This is a genomic window from Bifidobacterium sp. W8103 (genome assembly GCF_016100775.1).
Taxonomy (GTDB): domain Bacteria; phylum Actinomycetota; class Actinomycetes; order Actinomycetales; family Bifidobacteriaceae; genus Bombiscardovia; species Bombiscardovia choladohabitans.
Map to the genome: position 1 here is coordinate 521,082 of NZ_JACFRV010000001.1, position 17,049 is coordinate 538,130.

Consider the following 17,049-nt stretch of genomic DNA (forward strand, 5'->3'; position numbering starts at 1 on the left):
AACGCCTCAATACAATACCCCCCAAACCACAATGAAATCATGCTCCAGACCAGATAGAACAGATCAACTCCGCTTTTGACTTATCCCCAATTAAGACAACTGCACATAGAGCACAACAATGCATCTTCATTTTTCCATTACGACTTCAAAGCGTACAGAGGTAGAAGGCATGATCCGGGATTAGGATAGGGTGTTTTGCGGCCGTCCACGGTCTTGGACCCGGCAGGCCCAGCAACCTAGCTGACGAGAAGCTATACATTGTCTTTTGCCAGGCCAGTCTGAGTTATGGGCGGATGCTGCTTTGGCAGCGACACAGGAATTTTTTTAAAAAAAAAAACAGGGCCTGTCCTCATCTCCATGGAATTGGAAGGATGAGGGCAGGCCCTATCTAATGTTGCCGGGGTCAGCGCCTACTTTCCTGCCTGTTCCTCAGGCAGGCCACGAAGCCGACCAGACCCAACGCTATAAGCGACAGGATCTTGAGCACCGAAAGCGGCCATCCGCCGGTCAGCGGCAAAGCCGAGTTGGAAGGACGGAACTCCAGCTCATGCGACACCGGGGCCGACTGGTTTCCACCCTGGAACCTGCCCTGCGCGTCAGGGCCTTCAGCGTCATCTGAGAGCACCTGAGCAGAGAACTCACCCTGATTGATGCCCTCAGGAGGAACCGCCTGCCATGAACCATTGTCTCCAACAACGACATCCGCACTGCTATTGCCGGGCCAGGTTATATGGACCACGGTCCCCTTGGTCTCGGGAACCTTCGTATCCCCATTCACATACTTGTAGGCTTTGCCCGCTATCTGGAAGACGTCGTACCGCTCCAAAGTCAACGCCGTGGGCGTCATGTCGACCTTCCGATCTATGGACGCCGGGTCTGAATGAATGTTCATTGGATTGATCATCTCAACCCGGAAGGTATAAGTCTGCGTTTCGTCGTCGCCGTTGTAGCCGGTGAACCTGCCGGCAGGAATATTCAGCGACCAGGACCAGGTGGAAGCCGCCGTCTTGGTCAGGCTCAGCACGAGACCTGTCGTAGAATCCGTGACGGAAGGCGTGGTGCCGACTGCCGCATCCCTCTGGAAGGTGTTGGCCGGAGTGGTCAGCAAGGGCGTCCAACCCGACGCGGTCTTCTGCTTCATCGAAACGACCATCCTCGAATCAGTCATCCCCAACTTCCCCGAGGACCAGGCCGTATACACAGGCGACACCTCACCCTTGAACGTGACCACCGAACCTGCCGGCAGGCTCCCGTTGACCGTATGGGGCACCGCCACCGAGAACTTGGCCGCATCCGGCACGTTCTCGCCCGAGACGAAATAAGCCGTGCCAACATTCGAGAAGTAGGAGGTCAGGCCGAACCCTGACGTGGACTCAACCACCCAGGCGTGATAGCGCCTGTAGCTGTTGTACTTATTGCCGGGATCCGGCGACGGATACTGCTTATTGGTGTCCTGTATCCACCAGGACCCTCCCTGCTTGCTGCCAGTGTCAGCCTCGCACACAGCCTCGCCCAGTCTGAACCCCCACGTGTCCGAGCTTTTCACCAGGTCATCCCCATTCGCGTCCTGCCCCTCCGCTATCGGATTGGTGGGATCCTCTCCATACAGAACAACCGTGTTGGGATGCTTGTCATCCTTGGAAGGTGTGCACTCACCACTGATCACCGGATCAAGCTTCGAGGTATACACGCTCCCCGAAGCATCCAAACCGGCATCCCCATCATTCTCGATCTTGGTGATCGTCGGATCCTTAGGACGAGGCACATCGTACTTATAAAAAGCAGTATCAATCGTCCAACCCGCAGAGAGATTCGTATCCTTCTGCACGGCGGACATGTTATCGTCGATTCCCACAAGACCAGCACTCTTAGGGCTGTACACCTCAGGGCTGACGGCTGTGCATTCCGTGCCATCAGAATTCCTGGTGTCAGGCCAGGTCACCAGTTTGAAATAGCCGTCAAGGTCCTGCTTCTCCTTGGCCTCCTTGAAATCAATTCCGCCATCAGCTTTCTGAGCAGGCATAGGATTGCCATCCTTATCAGTCGCAAAAAGCACGTTGGTGGTATTTGCATACTTTGGGTCGGCCGGATTGACGTTGTAAGCGGCATTGGTATTGACCATGCCCTGCAGTCCGTAGGTGGTAGTCAAAGTGTTGGGACTCGGCTGCTGGCCTGTCACCAGGACCGGCTCAGGGGTCAACTCCTTGACAGGCACCCACTGGCTGTCCTTAAGAGCCACCCACTGATAATAATAGGAACTGGTCTCAGAACATATGCCATTGGTTTTGTTGCCTGGACCACGCAAGTTCATCCAATACACGAAGAAAGACCGTGCCGGAGCCGTGCCCGGGGCTGTGGCATTTATTTTTCCAACCGTACCATCGCTATAAGCCGGAAAACCATAATCGGTCACCATACCCCAGTTGGCCTGGTACATGTTATAAAGTTGTGGCCAATAATCCCATCCAACCCAAGAATATGGGCCGCTGCATTTCAGGTCGTCTCCTCCGCTACCCAAGCAGTTACCCATATACACTTTCATCTGTTTATCCTTCGATAAACTCGCGGTGATATTTGAAGATCTGTCCTGCAAGTTGCTCATGGAGGCCGGATCGAAAGTTGAGCAGGTGTTGGTACCCCATGCCCACGAAGAGCTGCCACAAGACAGGGCATCATTCTGTTCACCAACGACTGCAAAGACATTCAAGGGCTCAGGGTGACCACCAGCCACAAATTTTGCGGGATCAGTAGACTTATCCGCAATGTTCATATCACCCTCGATGGATACGGCCAAGTAGTCATATAAACCTGAATTGATTATCTTATGAACCGTAAAACGCTCCACATGATTCCCAGCCCATGATACAGCTCCATCATATGTATGCCCGTTTTTGTTATTTTCAAGATAATTATCTGGAGTTATACTATTTATATACCTTATCCGATAGTAATCTGCAGGGTTATCAGAACCTACATACTGATATATAAAAGATAAATTACATTTCGCCTTGCCACCGGTGTCCGACTTACCGAGGTCGACGCAATCCGGCTTGAACTCGTTGTGTTTCACGCGCAGGATGAAGTCCATGCGCAGCTCATCCTGCCAGGAATCAATCTTGTCGTTGAAGGCCAACATCCTATAGAGCAGAGGCTTCCTGCTCGCCGTCTCGTCCTGTCCATCGATGGCATTGGCCTGACTGGCCGAAAGAGCGCTCAACCCAAGCGGAACAACCATGGCCAGCGTCGCCAGAAGGGTTATCAGAATGGCGATGATCGAACGGTTCACGTGCAGTGATCCCTTATTGTTCCGTTCTTGCAATCGCTTCAATACGAAACCCCCAAATCCCGATGGAATCATCTGCTAGAACAGATCGACTTTGCTTTTAAGTTGTCCCCAATAACGCCGACTGTATCATAGAGATAAAAAAATCGCACCTTCGCGTTTCCTTGCATGATTCAAGTGCAACCGGCACTCAGGGCATGATCGTCGATGTGTCGCGACCGTTCACCACACGGAAGCTATAAGGATTTATCAGCCTCTAAAGTGGCCGTCGCCTAGCACCCAGCTGATGAGAATCGGCATGATAGCCGCCAAGGCCTTGCCCCTGTGCGAAATGGCATTCTTTTCATCCGAAGTCATTTCCGCCGAGGTCAGCGGCTGCTGGTCGCTGGCACGCCGAGGCTGATCAAGGGGCACGAAGATCGGGTCGTAGCCGAACCCATTGTCCCCCCGTGCCTGGCGGATGATGCTTCCGGGCATCTCTCCGACCCTGTTCACCTGATGCCCTCGGACGGCATACCCTGGCACATCCGGAACGACCAGGGCGGCAGCACAGACAAACCGACCTCCTCTGTGGTCGTCGGGTATGTCGTTCAGCTGGTTCAGCAAGAGCTCCAAGTTGGCCTGGTCGTCGCCATGGCGGCCGCTCCACCGTGCCGAGAGGATCCCCGGGGCGGCGCCCATCACATCAACGACCAGCCCCGAGTCGTCCGCCAGCGCGGGCAGACCGGATTCACGAGCAGCCTGCCCAGCCTTGATAAGGGCGTTCTCCTGAAAGGTGGTGCCGGTCTCTACCGGATCGGACAGACCCAGTTGCCCAGCCGAAACCAGCTCGATCCTCTGACCCTCATCGGCCAGGAAACCGTCGAGTATGCGACGAAGCTCACTGAGTTTGCCCTCGTTGTGCGTGGCTACAACCACTTTTCTGGCCTGCCCCATACCGATCCTCCTCGCTGAAATTCCCGCTCCGGGCGTCAGTCGGATGCCAGAGCCTTGCGCTGAGCGGCCTGAAGCTCCTTGTTCCCCTTGGTTGCCAGATCCAGCAAGAGACCGAGCTCCTGACGGGTGAGTGGGCGATGCTCCGCTGTTCCCTGTACCTCTATGAAGTCGCCGGAGCCGGTCATCGACACGTTCATATCGGTCATGGCCCTGCTGTCCTCCAGATAGGGAAGGTCAAGCATGGGCTTACCATCGATGATGCCCACCGAGACGGCCGAGACGCAATCCTTGGTCACCTTGTCGGCGCTGCGGATGTGATGGTGGTCCTGGGCCCATCTGAGGGCGTCGACCATGGCCACATAGGCACCGGTGACCGAGGCTGTACGGGTGCCGCCGTCGGCCTGAAGCACATCGCAGTCAAGCTGAATCTGATTCTCGCCCAGGGCCTTCATATCCACCACACCGCGCAAGCAACGGCCTATCAGCCGGCTGATCTCCTGGGTGCGGCCGCCAACCTTTCCCCGGACCGATTCTCGCGCAGTCCGGTCGCTGGTGGCCCTGGGAAGCATGGCGTACTCGGCAGTAACCCAGCCCAGGCCGGAGTCCTTGCGCCAACGGGGCAGCGTCGGCGTGAAGGAGGCCGTGCACATGACCCGGGTCTTGCCGCACTCGATCAGCACCGATCCCTCGGGGGCCTCCGTCCAATGCCTGGTGATGACGACCGGTCGCAACTCATCAGCCGCCCTGCCGTCAGGCCGCAGCACGGCACCCTCCTGGAGCATGTCCTTGATAGCAACCATCAGTGATGATCCTTTCCCGTTTCGCCCAGGCTCCCCTGGTCTGGTCCTTATTATTCCGTCAGCCGTCTACCGATCAATGGTCAGCGGTGTCTTGGCCGGCAGAATGCGATCGATCAGGAAGATGACCAGTGACAGGGCGAAGAAGACGACCAGATACTCAGCCAGATTGACCACAAGCTGGGCCCAGCCCAGATGCCCGAGGTCCAAGAAGGCATAGGGATAAGGGTTGCCGTCCGGCTGCGGTCCCGAATGAGGCCAGATGGCGGCCCTGATCAGCACAAAGGCTACATAGAAGGGGAAATAGATCAGCCAAGTCAGCACATTGTGCCAGCGGAAGCGACGATGAGGGTCGAACAAGAGGAAGTCCACCGTTGCCATGATTGGGCTGATGACGTGAATCATCCATGTGGTCCTGATGCCCAGGACCAGTTTGTAGTCCGTGCTGTTCAGCCCCAGGACCAGGATGGCCACCAGCCCGGTGATGACGATGTAGAGCGTCAGGCAGCCCTTGAGCCAGGAGGGGGGCTGGATGCCCTTGAGCAGGGTGGCCGCTCCGGCCCAGAGCATGACCAGACCCAGGGCGATATTGGTCTGGAAGGTAAAATAGACCCACTTATTGCCGATCCCAAGCAGCCAGGCCTCGAAGGTGCCGCCCAGGCAGAAGAAGGCGATCAGCAATCGGTAGATGCCCACGACGAATCTCATGCGGACCAGCTTAGCCCGACCTTGCGAGGACAGGGCGAGCCAGTAGGTCGGCAGAGGATTAGACTGGGGGCCAACCAAGGGCTTTTCCACCCACAAAGGGGAAGATATGAACGCCGAAAACAGTAGTAGGGTCACCGGAACCTCTACGGCTCTGATGACCGACATGTATGAATACACCATGCTGGATGCCGCCCTGCAGGACGGTACGGCCGGGCGACGATCCGTCTTCGAGGTCTACACCCGACACCTGCCGGCGGGGCGCCGCTACGGAGTGGTGGCCGGCACCGGACGGATTCTGGATGCGCTGGCGGATTTCCACCCCAGCGAGGATGAACTTCGCTTCCTGTCCGACCGCCACATCGTCAGCCCGACCACCATCGACTGGCTGGAGCACTTCCGCTTCACCGGAACCATCCGCGGCTACCGGGAGGGCGAGATATTCTTCCCTGACTCCCCCATCCTGCAGGTCGAAGGCGGCTTCGGCGAGTGCACCCTGCTGGAGACCCTGATCCTGTCCATACTCAACTACGACTCCGCCGTGGCCTCGGCCGCCTCCCGCATGGTCACCGCGGCCAAGGGTCGGCCCTGCATGGACATGGGTGCGCGCCGGGCCAACGAATATGCGGCTGTGGCGGCGGCCAGAGCGGCCATAGTCGGCGGATTCCAAGGGACCTCAAACCTGCTGGCGGCCAAGCGATACGGCTTCAAGGCCATCGGAACCGCAGCCCACTCCTTCACCCTCCTGCATGACAATGAACGTGAGGCCTTCCAGGGGCAGATCCAGGCCTTGGGCAAGGGGACCACCCTGCTGACCGACACCTACTCCATCGAGGAGGCCGTCAGAACGGCCGTCGAGGTGGCCGGACCAGAGCTGGGCGGGGTCCGCATCGACTCCGGAGACCTGGGCTCGCTGGCCCAGCAGGTCCGCGCCCAGCTGGACTCCCTGGGAGCCACCAAGGCCACCATCACCGTCACCAACGATCTGGATGAATACGCCATCGCCTCCCTGCAGGACGCCCCGGTGGACTCCTACGGGGTGGGCACCATGCTGGTCACCGGTTCGGGAGCCCCCACCTGCGCCATGGTCTACAAACTGACCGAGCGCGAGAACTCTTCCGGAGTCATGCAGGCCGTAGCCAAAAAGTCGGTGGGAAAGGCCTCGGTGCCGGGACGCAAGCTGGCCTACCGCTCCTACCACAACGGGGTGGCCGACGCCGAGCACGTCATCTCGGGTGCTGAGGATGCGCTGGCAGCCTTTACGCCTGAACAGGACTGGCGGGATCTGCTGGTCACCTATGTGGACCATGGCCAGAGCATGCCAGAGTTCCAGGGCGGGCAGGCGGTCCTGGATGCCCGGGAGCACCGGGCCAAGGCCCTTGAGGAGTTGCCCATCAACGCCCTGAGTCTGATGAAGGGTGAGCCGGTCCTGCCCACCCTGGTGAGGAGCATCTGATGAACACGCAGTCCGAAACCTACCAGCCCGACCCGAGCCGGTACGATGCCACAACCTACCGGCCCTGCGGCGACAGCGGCCTGAAACTGCCGCCAATCTGCCTTGGCTGCTGGCACAATTTCGGCGACACCACACCACTGGACCGTATGCAGAAGCTGTGCACGACGGCCTTCGACCACGGCATCACCCACTTTGACCTGGCCGACAATTACGGGCCCGAACCAGGCGCCGCCGAGCGCAACATGGGGATCATCCTGCGGCGATGCTTCAGCCACCACCGCCAGGAGCTGGTCATCTCCACCAAGGCCGGTTATGAAATGTGGCCCGGCCCTTACGGAAACCTCGGCTCACGCAAGCATCTGCTGTCCGGACTGGACCAGAGCCTGAAACGGCTGGGGCTTGACTATGTGGACATCTTCTACCATCACCGCCCCGATCCGGACACGCCCCTAGAAGAGACCATGGGCGCCCTGGCCCAGGCGGTCACCAGCGGCAAGGCCCTCTACCTGGGACTGTCCAACTACGACGGGCCGACCATGGCACGGGCTGCGGCCATCCTGACCGAGATGCACGTCCCCTTCGTCATCAACCAGAACCGCTACTCCATCTTCGACAGAACCATAGAGGATAATGGTCTCAAAGAGACGGTGATGAAAGAGAAGAAGGGGCTGATCACCTTCAGCCCGCTGGCCCAGGGGCTGTTGACCGACCGCTACCTGCACGGGATTCCCGAGGACAGCCGGATTCGGGCCGACGGCCGCTTCCTCAAGGAGTCCGCCCTGACCCCACAGCGGCTGAAGCAGATTCAGGATCTGAACGAGCTGGCCCGCCAACGTGGCCAGAGTCTGGCAGAAATGGCCTTGGCCTGGCTGCTCAGGGACCCGGCTGTGACCTCGGTGCTCATCGGCGCCTCCAAGCCCGAGCAGATCCTGGACAATCTCAAGGCCGTCCAGTCGGCCGATTTCAGCCAGGAAGAGCTGGAGATGATCGACCGTATCGCCTTGGGCAAGCGGTCCTGAAGCAGCCTGGACCGTTCAGCAACGCTCAGTGGCTGCCGCCGGTCATCTGCTCGTAGATGCGCTTGCAGTCCGGGCAGACCGGGTACTGGGAGGGGTCATGCTTGGGCACCCAGACTTTGCCACAGAGGGCCACGACAGGCCGACCGGTCAGCTTGGACTCGGCGATGCGCTCACGGGAGACGTAGTGGGCGAACCGGTCGGCATCACCCTGGTCGTTCAGCCGGGTCTTCTCAGCGGTCTCGGTGTCCGGACGGTCCAGCACGGCCGTGCCAGTGCCCTGGTCGGGGTTCTGCTCCCGCTCCGGATCCTCCATGCGAATGCTCTTGCTTGCAGTCATGACATCCATGGTACGGCGGTGAGCTACACGTTCGCTCCCTATGACGCGCTACGCTGAGAATCATGACTATCGCTGTATGCCCTGGCTCATACGATCCGGTCACCTCCGGCCACATGGATGTGATCGAACGCTGCGCCTGCTTCTTCGAGACGGTCCACGTGGTTGTGGCCGTCAACGCCGCCAAGACCCCCATGTTCAGCGAACAGGAGCGGGTGGCCATGATTCGCCAGGCCCTGGACGAGGACGGATACCCGAACATCACCGTAGCCTCCACCGATGGCCTGATCACCGACTACTGCCGTAAGGTAGGCGCATCGGTCATCGTCAAGGGACTGAGGCAGAACGGGGACTATGAGGCCGAGCTGGGCATGGCCCTGGTCAATCGCAAGCTGTCCGGGGTGGAGACGCTCTTCCTGCCAGCCGATCCGGTGAGGGAGCACATCTCCAGCACCATCGTCAAGGACGTGGCCAGACATGGCGGGGACATCACCGGCATGGTCCCCGACAGCGTCGTGGACGCACTGATAGGCACATTGCACAGGGACACACCGCACACGGAAAAGAGTCAGAGATGAACGAGCAGACCCAGGAAAGGGACGATGGCGAGCCTATCGACGACTCGACCAGAGCCAGCGCTCCCAAGCCCGCAGTCGACATGAAGGACCTGCCCGACCTGCAGGAGGATCGAAGCGAGAGCGGGAACCCCCGATCGGAATTCACCACCGTCTATGACATCATCGACCGGATCCAGGCCATGCTGGATGAGGCCAAGGCCCCGCTTTTCAGCCCGGGACTGGTCAAGGTGGACAGAGACGAGCTGGCCGACGACCTCAACGAGCTCAAGAAAATGCTGCCGGTGCAACTGGAGCGGGCCTCGGCGCTCATGAGGGAGGCGGAGCGTCGGCTGAACACGGCGCAGACCCAGGCCAACGCCACCGTATCCGACGCCCAGAGCCGGGCTGCGGACATCGTCAAGGAGGCCGGCGAGCAGGCCCGCTTCCTGGCCGGCCAGGAGAATGTGGTGGCCATAGCCCGGCAGAAGGCCCAGACCATCATCGACACGGCCCAGGCCCAGGCAGACCGTCTGGTCCAGGGGGCCGATGGGTATGCCGCCCAGGTCATGGGTGAGCTTGACACCCAGCTGGGCAAGATGAGCCAGGATGTGCGTGCCGGCCTGGAGGTTCTCCACCAGCGTGAGCAGGAGGCAGCGCGTAGCATGAACGCGTCAGTCTCGGACCAGGGAAAGGAGACGCAGGGATGAGCAGACCGGAGGATTCCCCCTGGGCGGTGTCAGTGGCCCAAGTGTCGACGCGGGCAGGACAGAGCACCCGGGTGGACCGCGATTTTCCAGCCCCGGAAGGCATTGGCGACCAGGTGGTAGGCATCCCGGCAGGAACACCCGTGCATGTGAAGGGCGACATCGACTCGCTGGTGGACGGACTTTTATTGCAGGCCCACATCAGCGTGCCCCTGAAGACCGAATGCACCCGCTGCCTCAGGCCTGTGGATACCAGCATCCAGGACGATCCAGTGGTCTTCTTCCCCTACAAGGAGCCCGAGCCGGAGCCGACTCATGGCAAGGAGGAGATCCTGGCCGAACAGGAGGAGGCCAGCGGCCAGACCTATCCTCTGGCCAGCGGGGGCGCCTTCATGGATCTGGAGGCCCTGTTGCGCGACACACTGGTGGAAGCCCTCCCCCTGCAGCCCCTGTGCCGACCCGACTGCCGGGGCCTGTGCCCCCAGTGTGGCATGGACCTGAATGACCATCCCGATCACCACCACGAGATAATGGACGACCGCTGGGCTGCCCTTGAGGGACTCAAGCAGCGTCTGGAGCAGGAGGAGAACCCCGGCAGCGACGGCCGAACTGGCGAATGACCGGAGGTTGCGGTAGACTGCTCTACGCTTAAGCTCGAAGTATTCGATCGAAACAGAGGACAATATGGCACTGCCAAAGTACAAGACCTCGCGCGCCAACACCCATTCGCGGCGCGCCAACTGGAAGACCCAGGCCGCCGCTACGGTGACCTGCCCCAACTGCGGAGCTCCTGCGCTGCCGCACATGGCATGCCCCAGCTGCGGCATGTACCGTGGGCGCGTCTACCGCGACGCCATTCGTTCGCAGTTCAGCAAGTGAGCCGATAAGCGTTCGACACGCAATGAGAGAACCCCGGCCATCGACGGGTGGCAGGGGTTTTTCCATATCATCGGACGGCAAGGCCGAGAAAGCGAGGAGGGCCATGCAGACAGGGCACTCCAGGAAGGATCAGGAAGACCATATGCGGCAGGAGGAACAGGGGCAGGCGAATCCCGGCAACCAGGCGGCTGAGGAGCTCTTCCAGGCCTTGGGCGGCAGAATCAGCCCGGAGCTGCTGGTACACGCCCTGACCCATCGCTCCTTCGCCCATGAGCACCCGGGCATGCCCAACAACGAAAGGCTGGAGTTCCTGGGCGATGCGGTTCTGGAACTGGTGGCCACCGAGACCCTATACAAGGTTCATCCGGACATGACCGAGGGCCAGCTGGCCAAGATGCGGGCCAAGGCAGTCTCCGAGGAGGCCCTGTCGGCCATCGCCCGGCAAAAGCTGCACCTGGGGCAGTATATTCTTCTGGGGCGGGGAGAGAGCGAGAACGGCGGGGCCGACAAGGACTCCATACTCTGTGACACCGTCGAATCGCTGATCGGGTCGGTCTTCGTGGAGCACGGCATCGAGGGGGCCAGGGCCACGGTCCATACCCTTCTTGACGATACCCTGGCCGAGGTGGCCACCGAGGGGCCGGCACTGGATTGGAAGACCTCGATCACCGTCAAGGCCCACAAGCTGGGCTTGGGCGAGCCCCAGTACGCCATGGCGGTCTCCGGGCCGGAATACGCCCAGGTCTTTACCGCCGAGCTGCGCCTGGAGGACGGCGGGACCGTAATCGGCAAGGGCCGGGCCAGCAGCAAGCGGAAGGCCCAGCTGGCTGCTGCCGCCCAGGGGTGGAAGCGGCTGGACGACCAGGATCTGCTTGCAACCCTGCGCGCCGAGCAATCAGCCTGAAGCTCCTGTCGGAATTCCGGTATGCGGTACTTCGCCAACGCCCCGACCAGACCCCTGTTTAGACTATGGGCATAACCCGGAGACACGCCGTCACGAACGGCACAGGTGCCTCCTCCTGATCGGGATTCGTCCGCCCACCCCGCCGACGCTCCGACAGGTTCGTATTTCGACATGCACGGCCGCAGGTCGGCGCGCAGTCTGGAGGTCGAGAGGAAACATGAGTCTGCCGACACCTCTGCAAGCATTCAGCTCGGTACCCAAGAACTGGGACCATGACGACAAGGATGTCCCCGCCCAGGGAGAACCCATGACGGGAGCCCAGGCGCTGATTCGGTCCCTGGAGGATCTGGGGGTCACCCAGGTCTTCGGCGTTCCAGGAGGGGCCATTCTGCCCGCCTACGACGCCATTGACGAGCAGGTGCGCTTCAACTTCACACTGACCCGCCACGAGCAGGCCGCCGGCCACGCGGCCGAGGGCTACGCCGTCTCCACGGGCAAGGTCGGAGTCTGCCTGGTGACCTCCGGACCCGGGGCCACCAACATGGTCACCCCCATAGCCGATGCCATGATGGACTCGGTTCCCCTGGTGGTGGTGACCGGCCAGGTGGGTGTGGACTCCATCGGCACCGACGCCTTCCAGGAGGCCGACATCGTGGGCATCACCTACCCGGTGGCCAAACACTCCTATCTGGTGACCAAGGCCCAGGACATCCCACGGGTCATGACCGAGGCCTACCACATCGCCCGTTCGGGAAGGCCCGGCCCGGTGGTGGTGGACCTGAGCAAGACGGCCCAGAACGGCAAAATGCTTTACTCCTGGCCCCAGGAGATGATCCTGCCCGGCTACAACCCGGTGACGCGGGCCCACGGGCACGTTCTGGACGATGCCGCCCGGCTCCTGGTCCAGTCACACAGGCCCGTCCTCTATGTGGGCGGCGGCGCAGTCCGGTCCGACGCGCGTCGGCAGGTCCAGGAACTCGTGCGAGCCACAGGTGCCCCCATGGTCACCACCCTGCCTGCGCGGGGCATCGTACCCGACTCCGATCCAGCAGTTCTGGGAATGCCCGGCATGCACGGCACGGTGGCCGCCAACGGGGCCATCCAGCACTCCGACCTGCTGGTGGCCGTGGGCACACGCTTCGACGACAGGGTGACCGGCAGCCTGGAGGACTTCGCACCGGTGGCCCGGGTCATCCACATCGACATCGACCCGGCCGAGATCGGCAAGAACCGGCAGGCGGACGTACCCATAGTCGGGGACGTGGGCCAGGTGTTGGACGATCTGATCCCGGCGCTCAAGGCGGCCCAGCGCACCTGGGGCAAGCCCGACCTCAAGCCCTGGTGGCGGCTGATCGACGGCTGGCTGCATGACTACCCCACCACCTTTGAACCCAGCCCGGACGGCACCCTGGCCCCCCAGTGGGTGGTACAGACCCTGAGCAACAAGGCCGATCCGGATACCATCTGGGTATCCGGCGTGGGTCAGCACCAGATGTGGGCCAGCCAGTTCATCGACTTCGAGCGCACCCGTTCCTGGGTCTCCTCCTGCGGGCTGGGAACCATGGGCTACGGTCTGCCCGCCGCAATCGGCACGGCAATCGGCACCAGGGAAGAGGAAGATCCGCGGCCCGTCTGGCTGATCGACGGGGACGGATCCTTCCAGATGACCTCCGAGGAGCTGGCTACGGCCGGGCAGGCGGGACTGCCCATCCGCATCGCCATACTCAACAACTCGGTCTACGGCATGGTCCGTCAGTGGCAGACCCTCTTCTATGGCAGCCACTACTCCCAGACCAACCTGGAGGACGGCGGCGCCAGGCCCACAGACGGCAACGGCATCCCCGACTTCGTCAAGCTGGCCGAGGCCTATGGCTGCCTGGGACTGCGGGCCTATACCCAGGAGCAGGCCCTGGAGGCCATCGATAAGGCCAACGCGGTGACCGACCGGCCGGTCCTGATCGACTTCCGCGTCTGGAAGGATGCCATGGTATGGCCCATGGTCCCGGCAGGCGCTTCCAACGACACCATCATCTACAAGCCGGGCGTGCAGCCCCTGGCCGGCATCCGTCCGGAGCAGGAACAGCCCAAGCCGCGCGAGCAGACCGGAGCCGACCGGGCAGCCATGGCCAGCGACGCCGCCGGGCGCATGAACAAGTAGGAAAGGGGCACCACATGGCCAATTATCCAGCTTCCAAGCCCGGTTCCGAACGACACACCCTTTCCGTCCTGGTCGAGAACCGCCCCGGCGTCCTGGCCAGGGTGGCCGGCCTGTTCGCCCGGCGCGCCTTCAACATCAACTCCCTGTCCGTCTCGTCCACTGAGCGGGACGACATCTCCCGGATCACGGTCACTGCAGACGTGGAGGCCGTCCCCCTGGAGCAGATCATCAAGCAGCTCAACAAGCTCCTGCATGTGCTCAAGATCGTCGAGCTCAAGGGCGATGAGGCCGTGGAGCGCGAGCTGGTCATGATCAAGGTCAAAGCCAACGAACGCAACCGCTCCGACGTGCTGGAGATCGTCAAACTCTTCCGCGTGCGCGTGGTCGATGTCCACCCCGAGTCCCTGACCATCGAGGCAACCGGGGCCGAGGGCAAACTGGAGGCCCTGCTGCGGCTGCTGCGGCCCTTCGGCATCATCGAGCTGGTCCGGTCGGGCGCCGTAGCCGTCACCCGGGGACCCCGGGCCCTGAGTGAGAAGGTGCTGGGCTCCCAGATCACCGATCGCTGATTCCCGGGACTTCCATCCAAGGCTGGCGGTAGATTGGGGAATCATGCCCATCTATGATCTCGGTCTGGAACACGTCGCTCTATCCTTCGCCGCCAAAACCATCTTTACGGATGTGACGCAGGGCATCTTCGAGGGTGACCGGATCGGCATCGTGGGCCGAAACGGCGACGGCAAGTCCACCCTGTTGCACCTGCTGAAAGGCACCCAGGAACCCGAGCAGGGCCGGGTGACCATGCGCAATGGTCTCACTTTCGGCATGCTGGACCAGCGTGATCCCCTGAAGGACGAGGACACGGTCCGCAAGGCGGCCTTGGAGAACCGACAGGACTACGAGTGGGCTGCCGACCCCAGATCCCGCGAAATCGTCGAGTCCCTCCTGGGCGGCATGGAGCTGGAGGCCAAGGTGGGCACCCTGTCGGGCGGTCAGCGCCGCAGGGTGGACCTGGCACGGCTGCTGCTGCGGGACTGGGACATCCTGGCCCTGGATGAGCCGACCAATCATCTGGACCTGCTCACCATACACTGGCTGGCCGAGCATCTGAAGAACCGCTGGGCCAAGAATTCCGGAGCCCTCCTGCTGGTCACCCACGACCGCTGGTTCCTGGACGAGGTCTGCACCTCCATGTGGGAGGTGCACGATGGAACCATCGACCCCTTCGAGGGCGGCTACAGCGCCTATATGCTCCAACGGGTCGAGCGCGAACGCCAGGCGGATCTGGCCGAGACCAAGCGCCGCAACCTGGCCCGCAAGGAATTGGCCTGGCTGACCCGGGGCGCCCGGGCCCGCTCGACCAAGCAGAAGTTCCATGTCAAGGCCGCGCAGGAACTGATCGCCGATGTGCCACCCATGCGCAACAGCCTGGAACTCAAGCGGATGGCCACCTCCCGCCTGGGCAAGCAGGTGGTGGACCTGGTCGACGTGACCAAGATCTATCCGAGGACCGACTCCGATACCGATGGGAACAAGAACGACCGGGTCCCCTCCCCTCATGCCGAGCGCCCTCTGATGGGCTCTGTGACCGTGGCCGCAAATCCCGGCAAGGATCGACCGGGCACTGCAGCGGCCGACACCCTCACCATCAGCGGTCGCAAGGTTCTGGACGACGTGACCTGGCTGATCGGCCCCGGCGACCGGTTCGGCATCGTAGGCGCCAACGGGGCCGGCAAGTCCACCCTGCTGGGTCTGATTGACGGCAGTGTGTCCCCCACAGCAGGACACGTCAAGGTGGGCAAGACGGTCCGCTTTGCAGTGCTGACCCAACGTCTGGATGAATTGGAGAAACTGGGCCGCTATCGCATCAAGGAGGTCCTCAGCCGCTATAAGCCCACCTATTTGGTTGAGGGCAAGGAAGTGTCCCCGAGCCAGCTGATGGAGCGCCTGGGCTTTGAAAGCTCCCAGTTGATGACCAGGATCAGCGACCTGTCTGGCGGACAGAAGCGCCGCATGCAGCTCTTGCTCATCCTGCTGGACGAGCCCAACGTACTGATCATGGACGAGCCGGGCAACGATCTGGATACCGACATGCTGGCCGTCATGGAGGACATGCTGGACTCATGGCCGGGCACCCTGATCGTGGTCTCCCACGATCGCTACCTGCTGGAGCGGGTGACCGACCAGCAGTTTGCGCTGATCAACGGCAAGGTGGTTCATCTGCCCGGCGGTGTCCAGGACTACCTGGATATGGTCGAGTCTGCCGACCGGAATGCTACGGATGCCCCGGGCCAGGCATCAGCCAAGGAGGCCGGGAATTCCAATCAGGCCAAGGCCGAACGAGTTGCCAAACGGAATCTGAGCAAGCAGGCCTCTGCCATCGAACGCAAGCTGGCCAAGCTGGCCGATCAGCGCAAGGATCTTGAACGACAGATGGCCGAGCACGACCCCGGCGACTACCAGGGTCTTAACGAGCTCAACAGCAAGCTCAAGGATCTGACCGGGCAGTCGGACCAGCTGGAGGAGGAGTGGCTGACCATCGGGGAGGAGCTGGAGTAGCCTCAGGCGGCAGCCAGCTGGGCGGCCTGGGTCGAGCACCGGGCCGCAAAGGCGGAGAAGATTGCGTCGGCCAGGGGTTGCATCTGCGGCAACCCCTTAATGAATTCCTCGCGCATTTTAGCGATCTTGGACTTCTTCATCGTGCCGACCATGCCCGGCACCTGCATCCACTCCTCGAAGATGGGGGCCGTCACCTCCAGGTGGAATTGCAAGCCTAGAGCTGACCCAAGCCGAAAAGCCTGAACCTTGGTTGCCTGGGAGCGGGCCAGGAGCTTGGCCCCAGGCGGCAGGGTGACCTGGTCGGCATGCCAGTGCAGCACATCCGTGTTCTTGCTCCACATGGCCACGTCGTCGTCCTGCCCCACCCAGCGGATGGGCCCCATGCCGTATTCGGGCTCCTGGTCCCGCATCAGGGTGCCTCCCAGAGCCCGCGCCAGAATCTGATGACCCAGGCAGATCCCCAGAATGGGCTTGTTGGCGGCCATTGCCGCCTTGGCCAGCTTGGTCTCCGCCTTGAGTCCGGGGTGATGCTCATAATCGTCAGCCGACATGGGCCCGCCCATGATGACCAGTCCCGCCAACTCACGCGAGCGCGGCAGCCTGGGCTTCTTCTCGTCCACGATATTGGTGATCTCGGTGTCCAGCCCGCACTCCTGGAGGTTGTCGAGAATGCGACCCGGCTTCTCCCAATCAACATGCTGGAGCACCAGCACCCTAGGTTTCGCCATGATTCCATTCTTGCACATGTGCCGTCGGAC

Annotated in this window: 16 protein-coding genes; 10 read left to right on the top strand and 6 right to left on the bottom strand. The window is 61.6% G+C overall.

The genetic code is table 11. From position 1 onward, the window contains the following. Nucleotides 1-403 precede the first annotated feature (403 nt). The 4 genes from H3U90_RS01940 to H3U90_RS01955 all read right to left on the bottom strand — a co-directional run bounded on the left by H3U90_RS01940 (nt 404) and on the right by H3U90_RS01955 (nt 5,724). A complete protein-coding gene (locus H3U90_RS01940) occupies nt 404-3,358 on the bottom strand; it encodes a hypothetical protein (RefSeq protein ID WP_198176831.1) in 2,955 nt (984 codons plus the stop codon). A gap of 174 nt (nt 3,359-3,532) precedes the next feature. Continuing rightward, a complete protein-coding gene (gene rdgB / locus H3U90_RS01945; RefSeq protein WP_198176832.1) occupies nt 3,533-4,219 on the bottom strand; it encodes an RdgB/HAM1 family non-canonical purine NTP pyrophosphatase in 687 nt (228 codons plus the stop codon). A 35-nt stretch (nt 4,220-4,254) separates the two neighbouring features. Beyond that, nucleotides 4,255-5,019, bottom strand: a complete 765-nt coding sequence (gene rph / locus H3U90_RS01950) for a ribonuclease PH (RefSeq protein ID WP_198176833.1) — start codon at nt 5,017-5,019, stop codon at nt 4,255-4,257. A gap of 66 nt (nt 5,020-5,085) precedes the next feature. Continuing rightward, the gene (locus H3U90_RS01955) at nt 5,086-5,724 is read right to left on the bottom strand and encodes a Pr6Pr family membrane protein (RefSeq protein ID WP_198176834.1); all 639 of its coding nucleotides are present in this window, start codon (nt 5,722-5,724) and stop codon (nt 5,086-5,088) included. A 106-nt stretch (nt 5,725-5,830) separates the two neighbouring features. On the opposite strand from H3U90_RS01955, the gene H3U90_RS01960 reads away from it, so the two are divergent. Both H3U90_RS01960 and H3U90_RS01965 read left to right on the top strand, forming a co-directional pair. After that, nucleotides 5,831-7,177 carry a nicotinate phosphoribosyltransferase gene (locus H3U90_RS01960; protein ID WP_198176835.1) on the top strand — a complete coding sequence of 449 codons (1,347 nt, stop codon included), beginning with the start codon at nt 5,831-5,833 and terminating at the stop codon, nt 7,175-7,177. Beyond that, nucleotides 7,177-8,196: an aldo/keto reductase gene (locus H3U90_RS01965; protein WP_198176836.1), complete on the top strand. Its 1,020-nt coding sequence runs from the start codon at nt 7,177-7,179 to the stop codon at nt 8,194-8,196. The genes H3U90_RS01960 and H3U90_RS01965 overlap by 1 nt, the downstream gene beginning before the upstream one ends. A 25-nt stretch (nt 8,197-8,221) precedes the next feature. On the opposite strand, the gene H3U90_RS01970 is transcribed toward H3U90_RS01965, so the two are convergent. Then, nucleotides 8,222-8,533: a DUF3039 domain-containing protein gene (locus tag H3U90_RS01970; RefSeq protein ID WP_024627652.1), complete on the bottom strand. Its 312-nt coding sequence runs from the start codon at nt 8,531-8,533 to the stop codon at nt 8,222-8,224. Nucleotides 8,534-8,595: 62 nt separating this feature from the next. Here H3U90_RS01970 and coaD point away from each other — a divergent pair, with 62 nt between their 5' ends. From coaD to H3U90_RS02010, 8 genes are all read left to right on the top strand, one after another. Beyond that, nucleotides 8,596-9,108 (top strand): pantetheine-phosphate adenylyltransferase, encoded by a 513-nt coding sequence (coaD, locus tag H3U90_RS01975; protein WP_154313169.1) that lies wholly within the window; start codon nt 8,596-8,598, stop codon nt 9,106-9,108. After that, nucleotides 9,105-9,794: a cell division protein gene (locus H3U90_RS01980; protein WP_154313170.1), complete on the top strand. Its 690-nt coding sequence runs from the start codon at nt 9,105-9,107 to the stop codon at nt 9,792-9,794. The genes coaD and H3U90_RS01980 overlap by 4 nt, the downstream gene beginning before the upstream one ends. Further along, nucleotides 9,791-10,411: a YceD family protein gene (locus tag H3U90_RS01985; RefSeq protein ID WP_154313171.1), complete on the top strand. Its 621-nt coding sequence runs from the start codon at nt 9,791-9,793 to the stop codon at nt 10,409-10,411. Before H3U90_RS01980 ends, H3U90_RS01985 begins: the two co-directional genes overlap by 4 nt. Nucleotides 10,412-10,475: 64 nt before the next feature. After that, complete coding sequence (gene rpmF, locus H3U90_RS01990; RefSeq protein WP_015021378.1) at nt 10,476-10,670, top strand: 50S ribosomal protein L32; 195 nt, start codon at nt 10,476-10,478, stop codon at nt 10,668-10,670. Between the two features lie 142 nt (nt 10,671-10,812). Next, nucleotides 10,813-11,574 (top strand): ribonuclease III, encoded by a 762-nt coding sequence (gene rnc, locus H3U90_RS01995; RefSeq protein ID WP_198177576.1) that lies wholly within the window; start codon nt 10,813-10,815, stop codon nt 11,572-11,574. A 217-nt stretch (nt 11,575-11,791) separates the two neighbouring features. Continuing rightward, the gene (locus tag H3U90_RS02000) at nt 11,792-13,732 is read left to right on the top strand and encodes an acetolactate synthase large subunit (protein ID WP_198176837.1); all 1,941 of its coding nucleotides are present in this window, start codon (nt 11,792-11,794) and stop codon (nt 13,730-13,732) included. A gap of 14 nt (nt 13,733-13,746) precedes the next feature. Next, on the top strand, nt 13,747-14,301 hold the full coding sequence (gene ilvN / locus H3U90_RS02005; protein ID WP_029677724.1) for an acetolactate synthase small subunit: 555 nt from the start codon (nt 13,747-13,749) through the stop codon (nt 14,299-14,301). 43 nt (nt 14,302-14,344) lie between these two features. Next, entirely contained in the window at nt 14,345-16,291 is a 1,947-nt protein-coding gene (locus H3U90_RS02010; RefSeq protein WP_198176838.1) for an ATP-binding cassette domain-containing protein, read from the top strand. 2 nt (nt 16,292-16,293) lie between these two features. Here the strand turns inward: H3U90_RS02010 and H3U90_RS02015 are convergent, their stop codons facing one another. Then, on the bottom strand, nt 16,294-17,019 hold the full coding sequence (locus tag H3U90_RS02015) for a type 1 glutamine amidotransferase (protein ID WP_154313175.1): 726 nt from the start codon (nt 17,017-17,019) through the stop codon (nt 16,294-16,296). Nucleotides 17,020-17,049 lie beyond the last annotated feature (30 nt).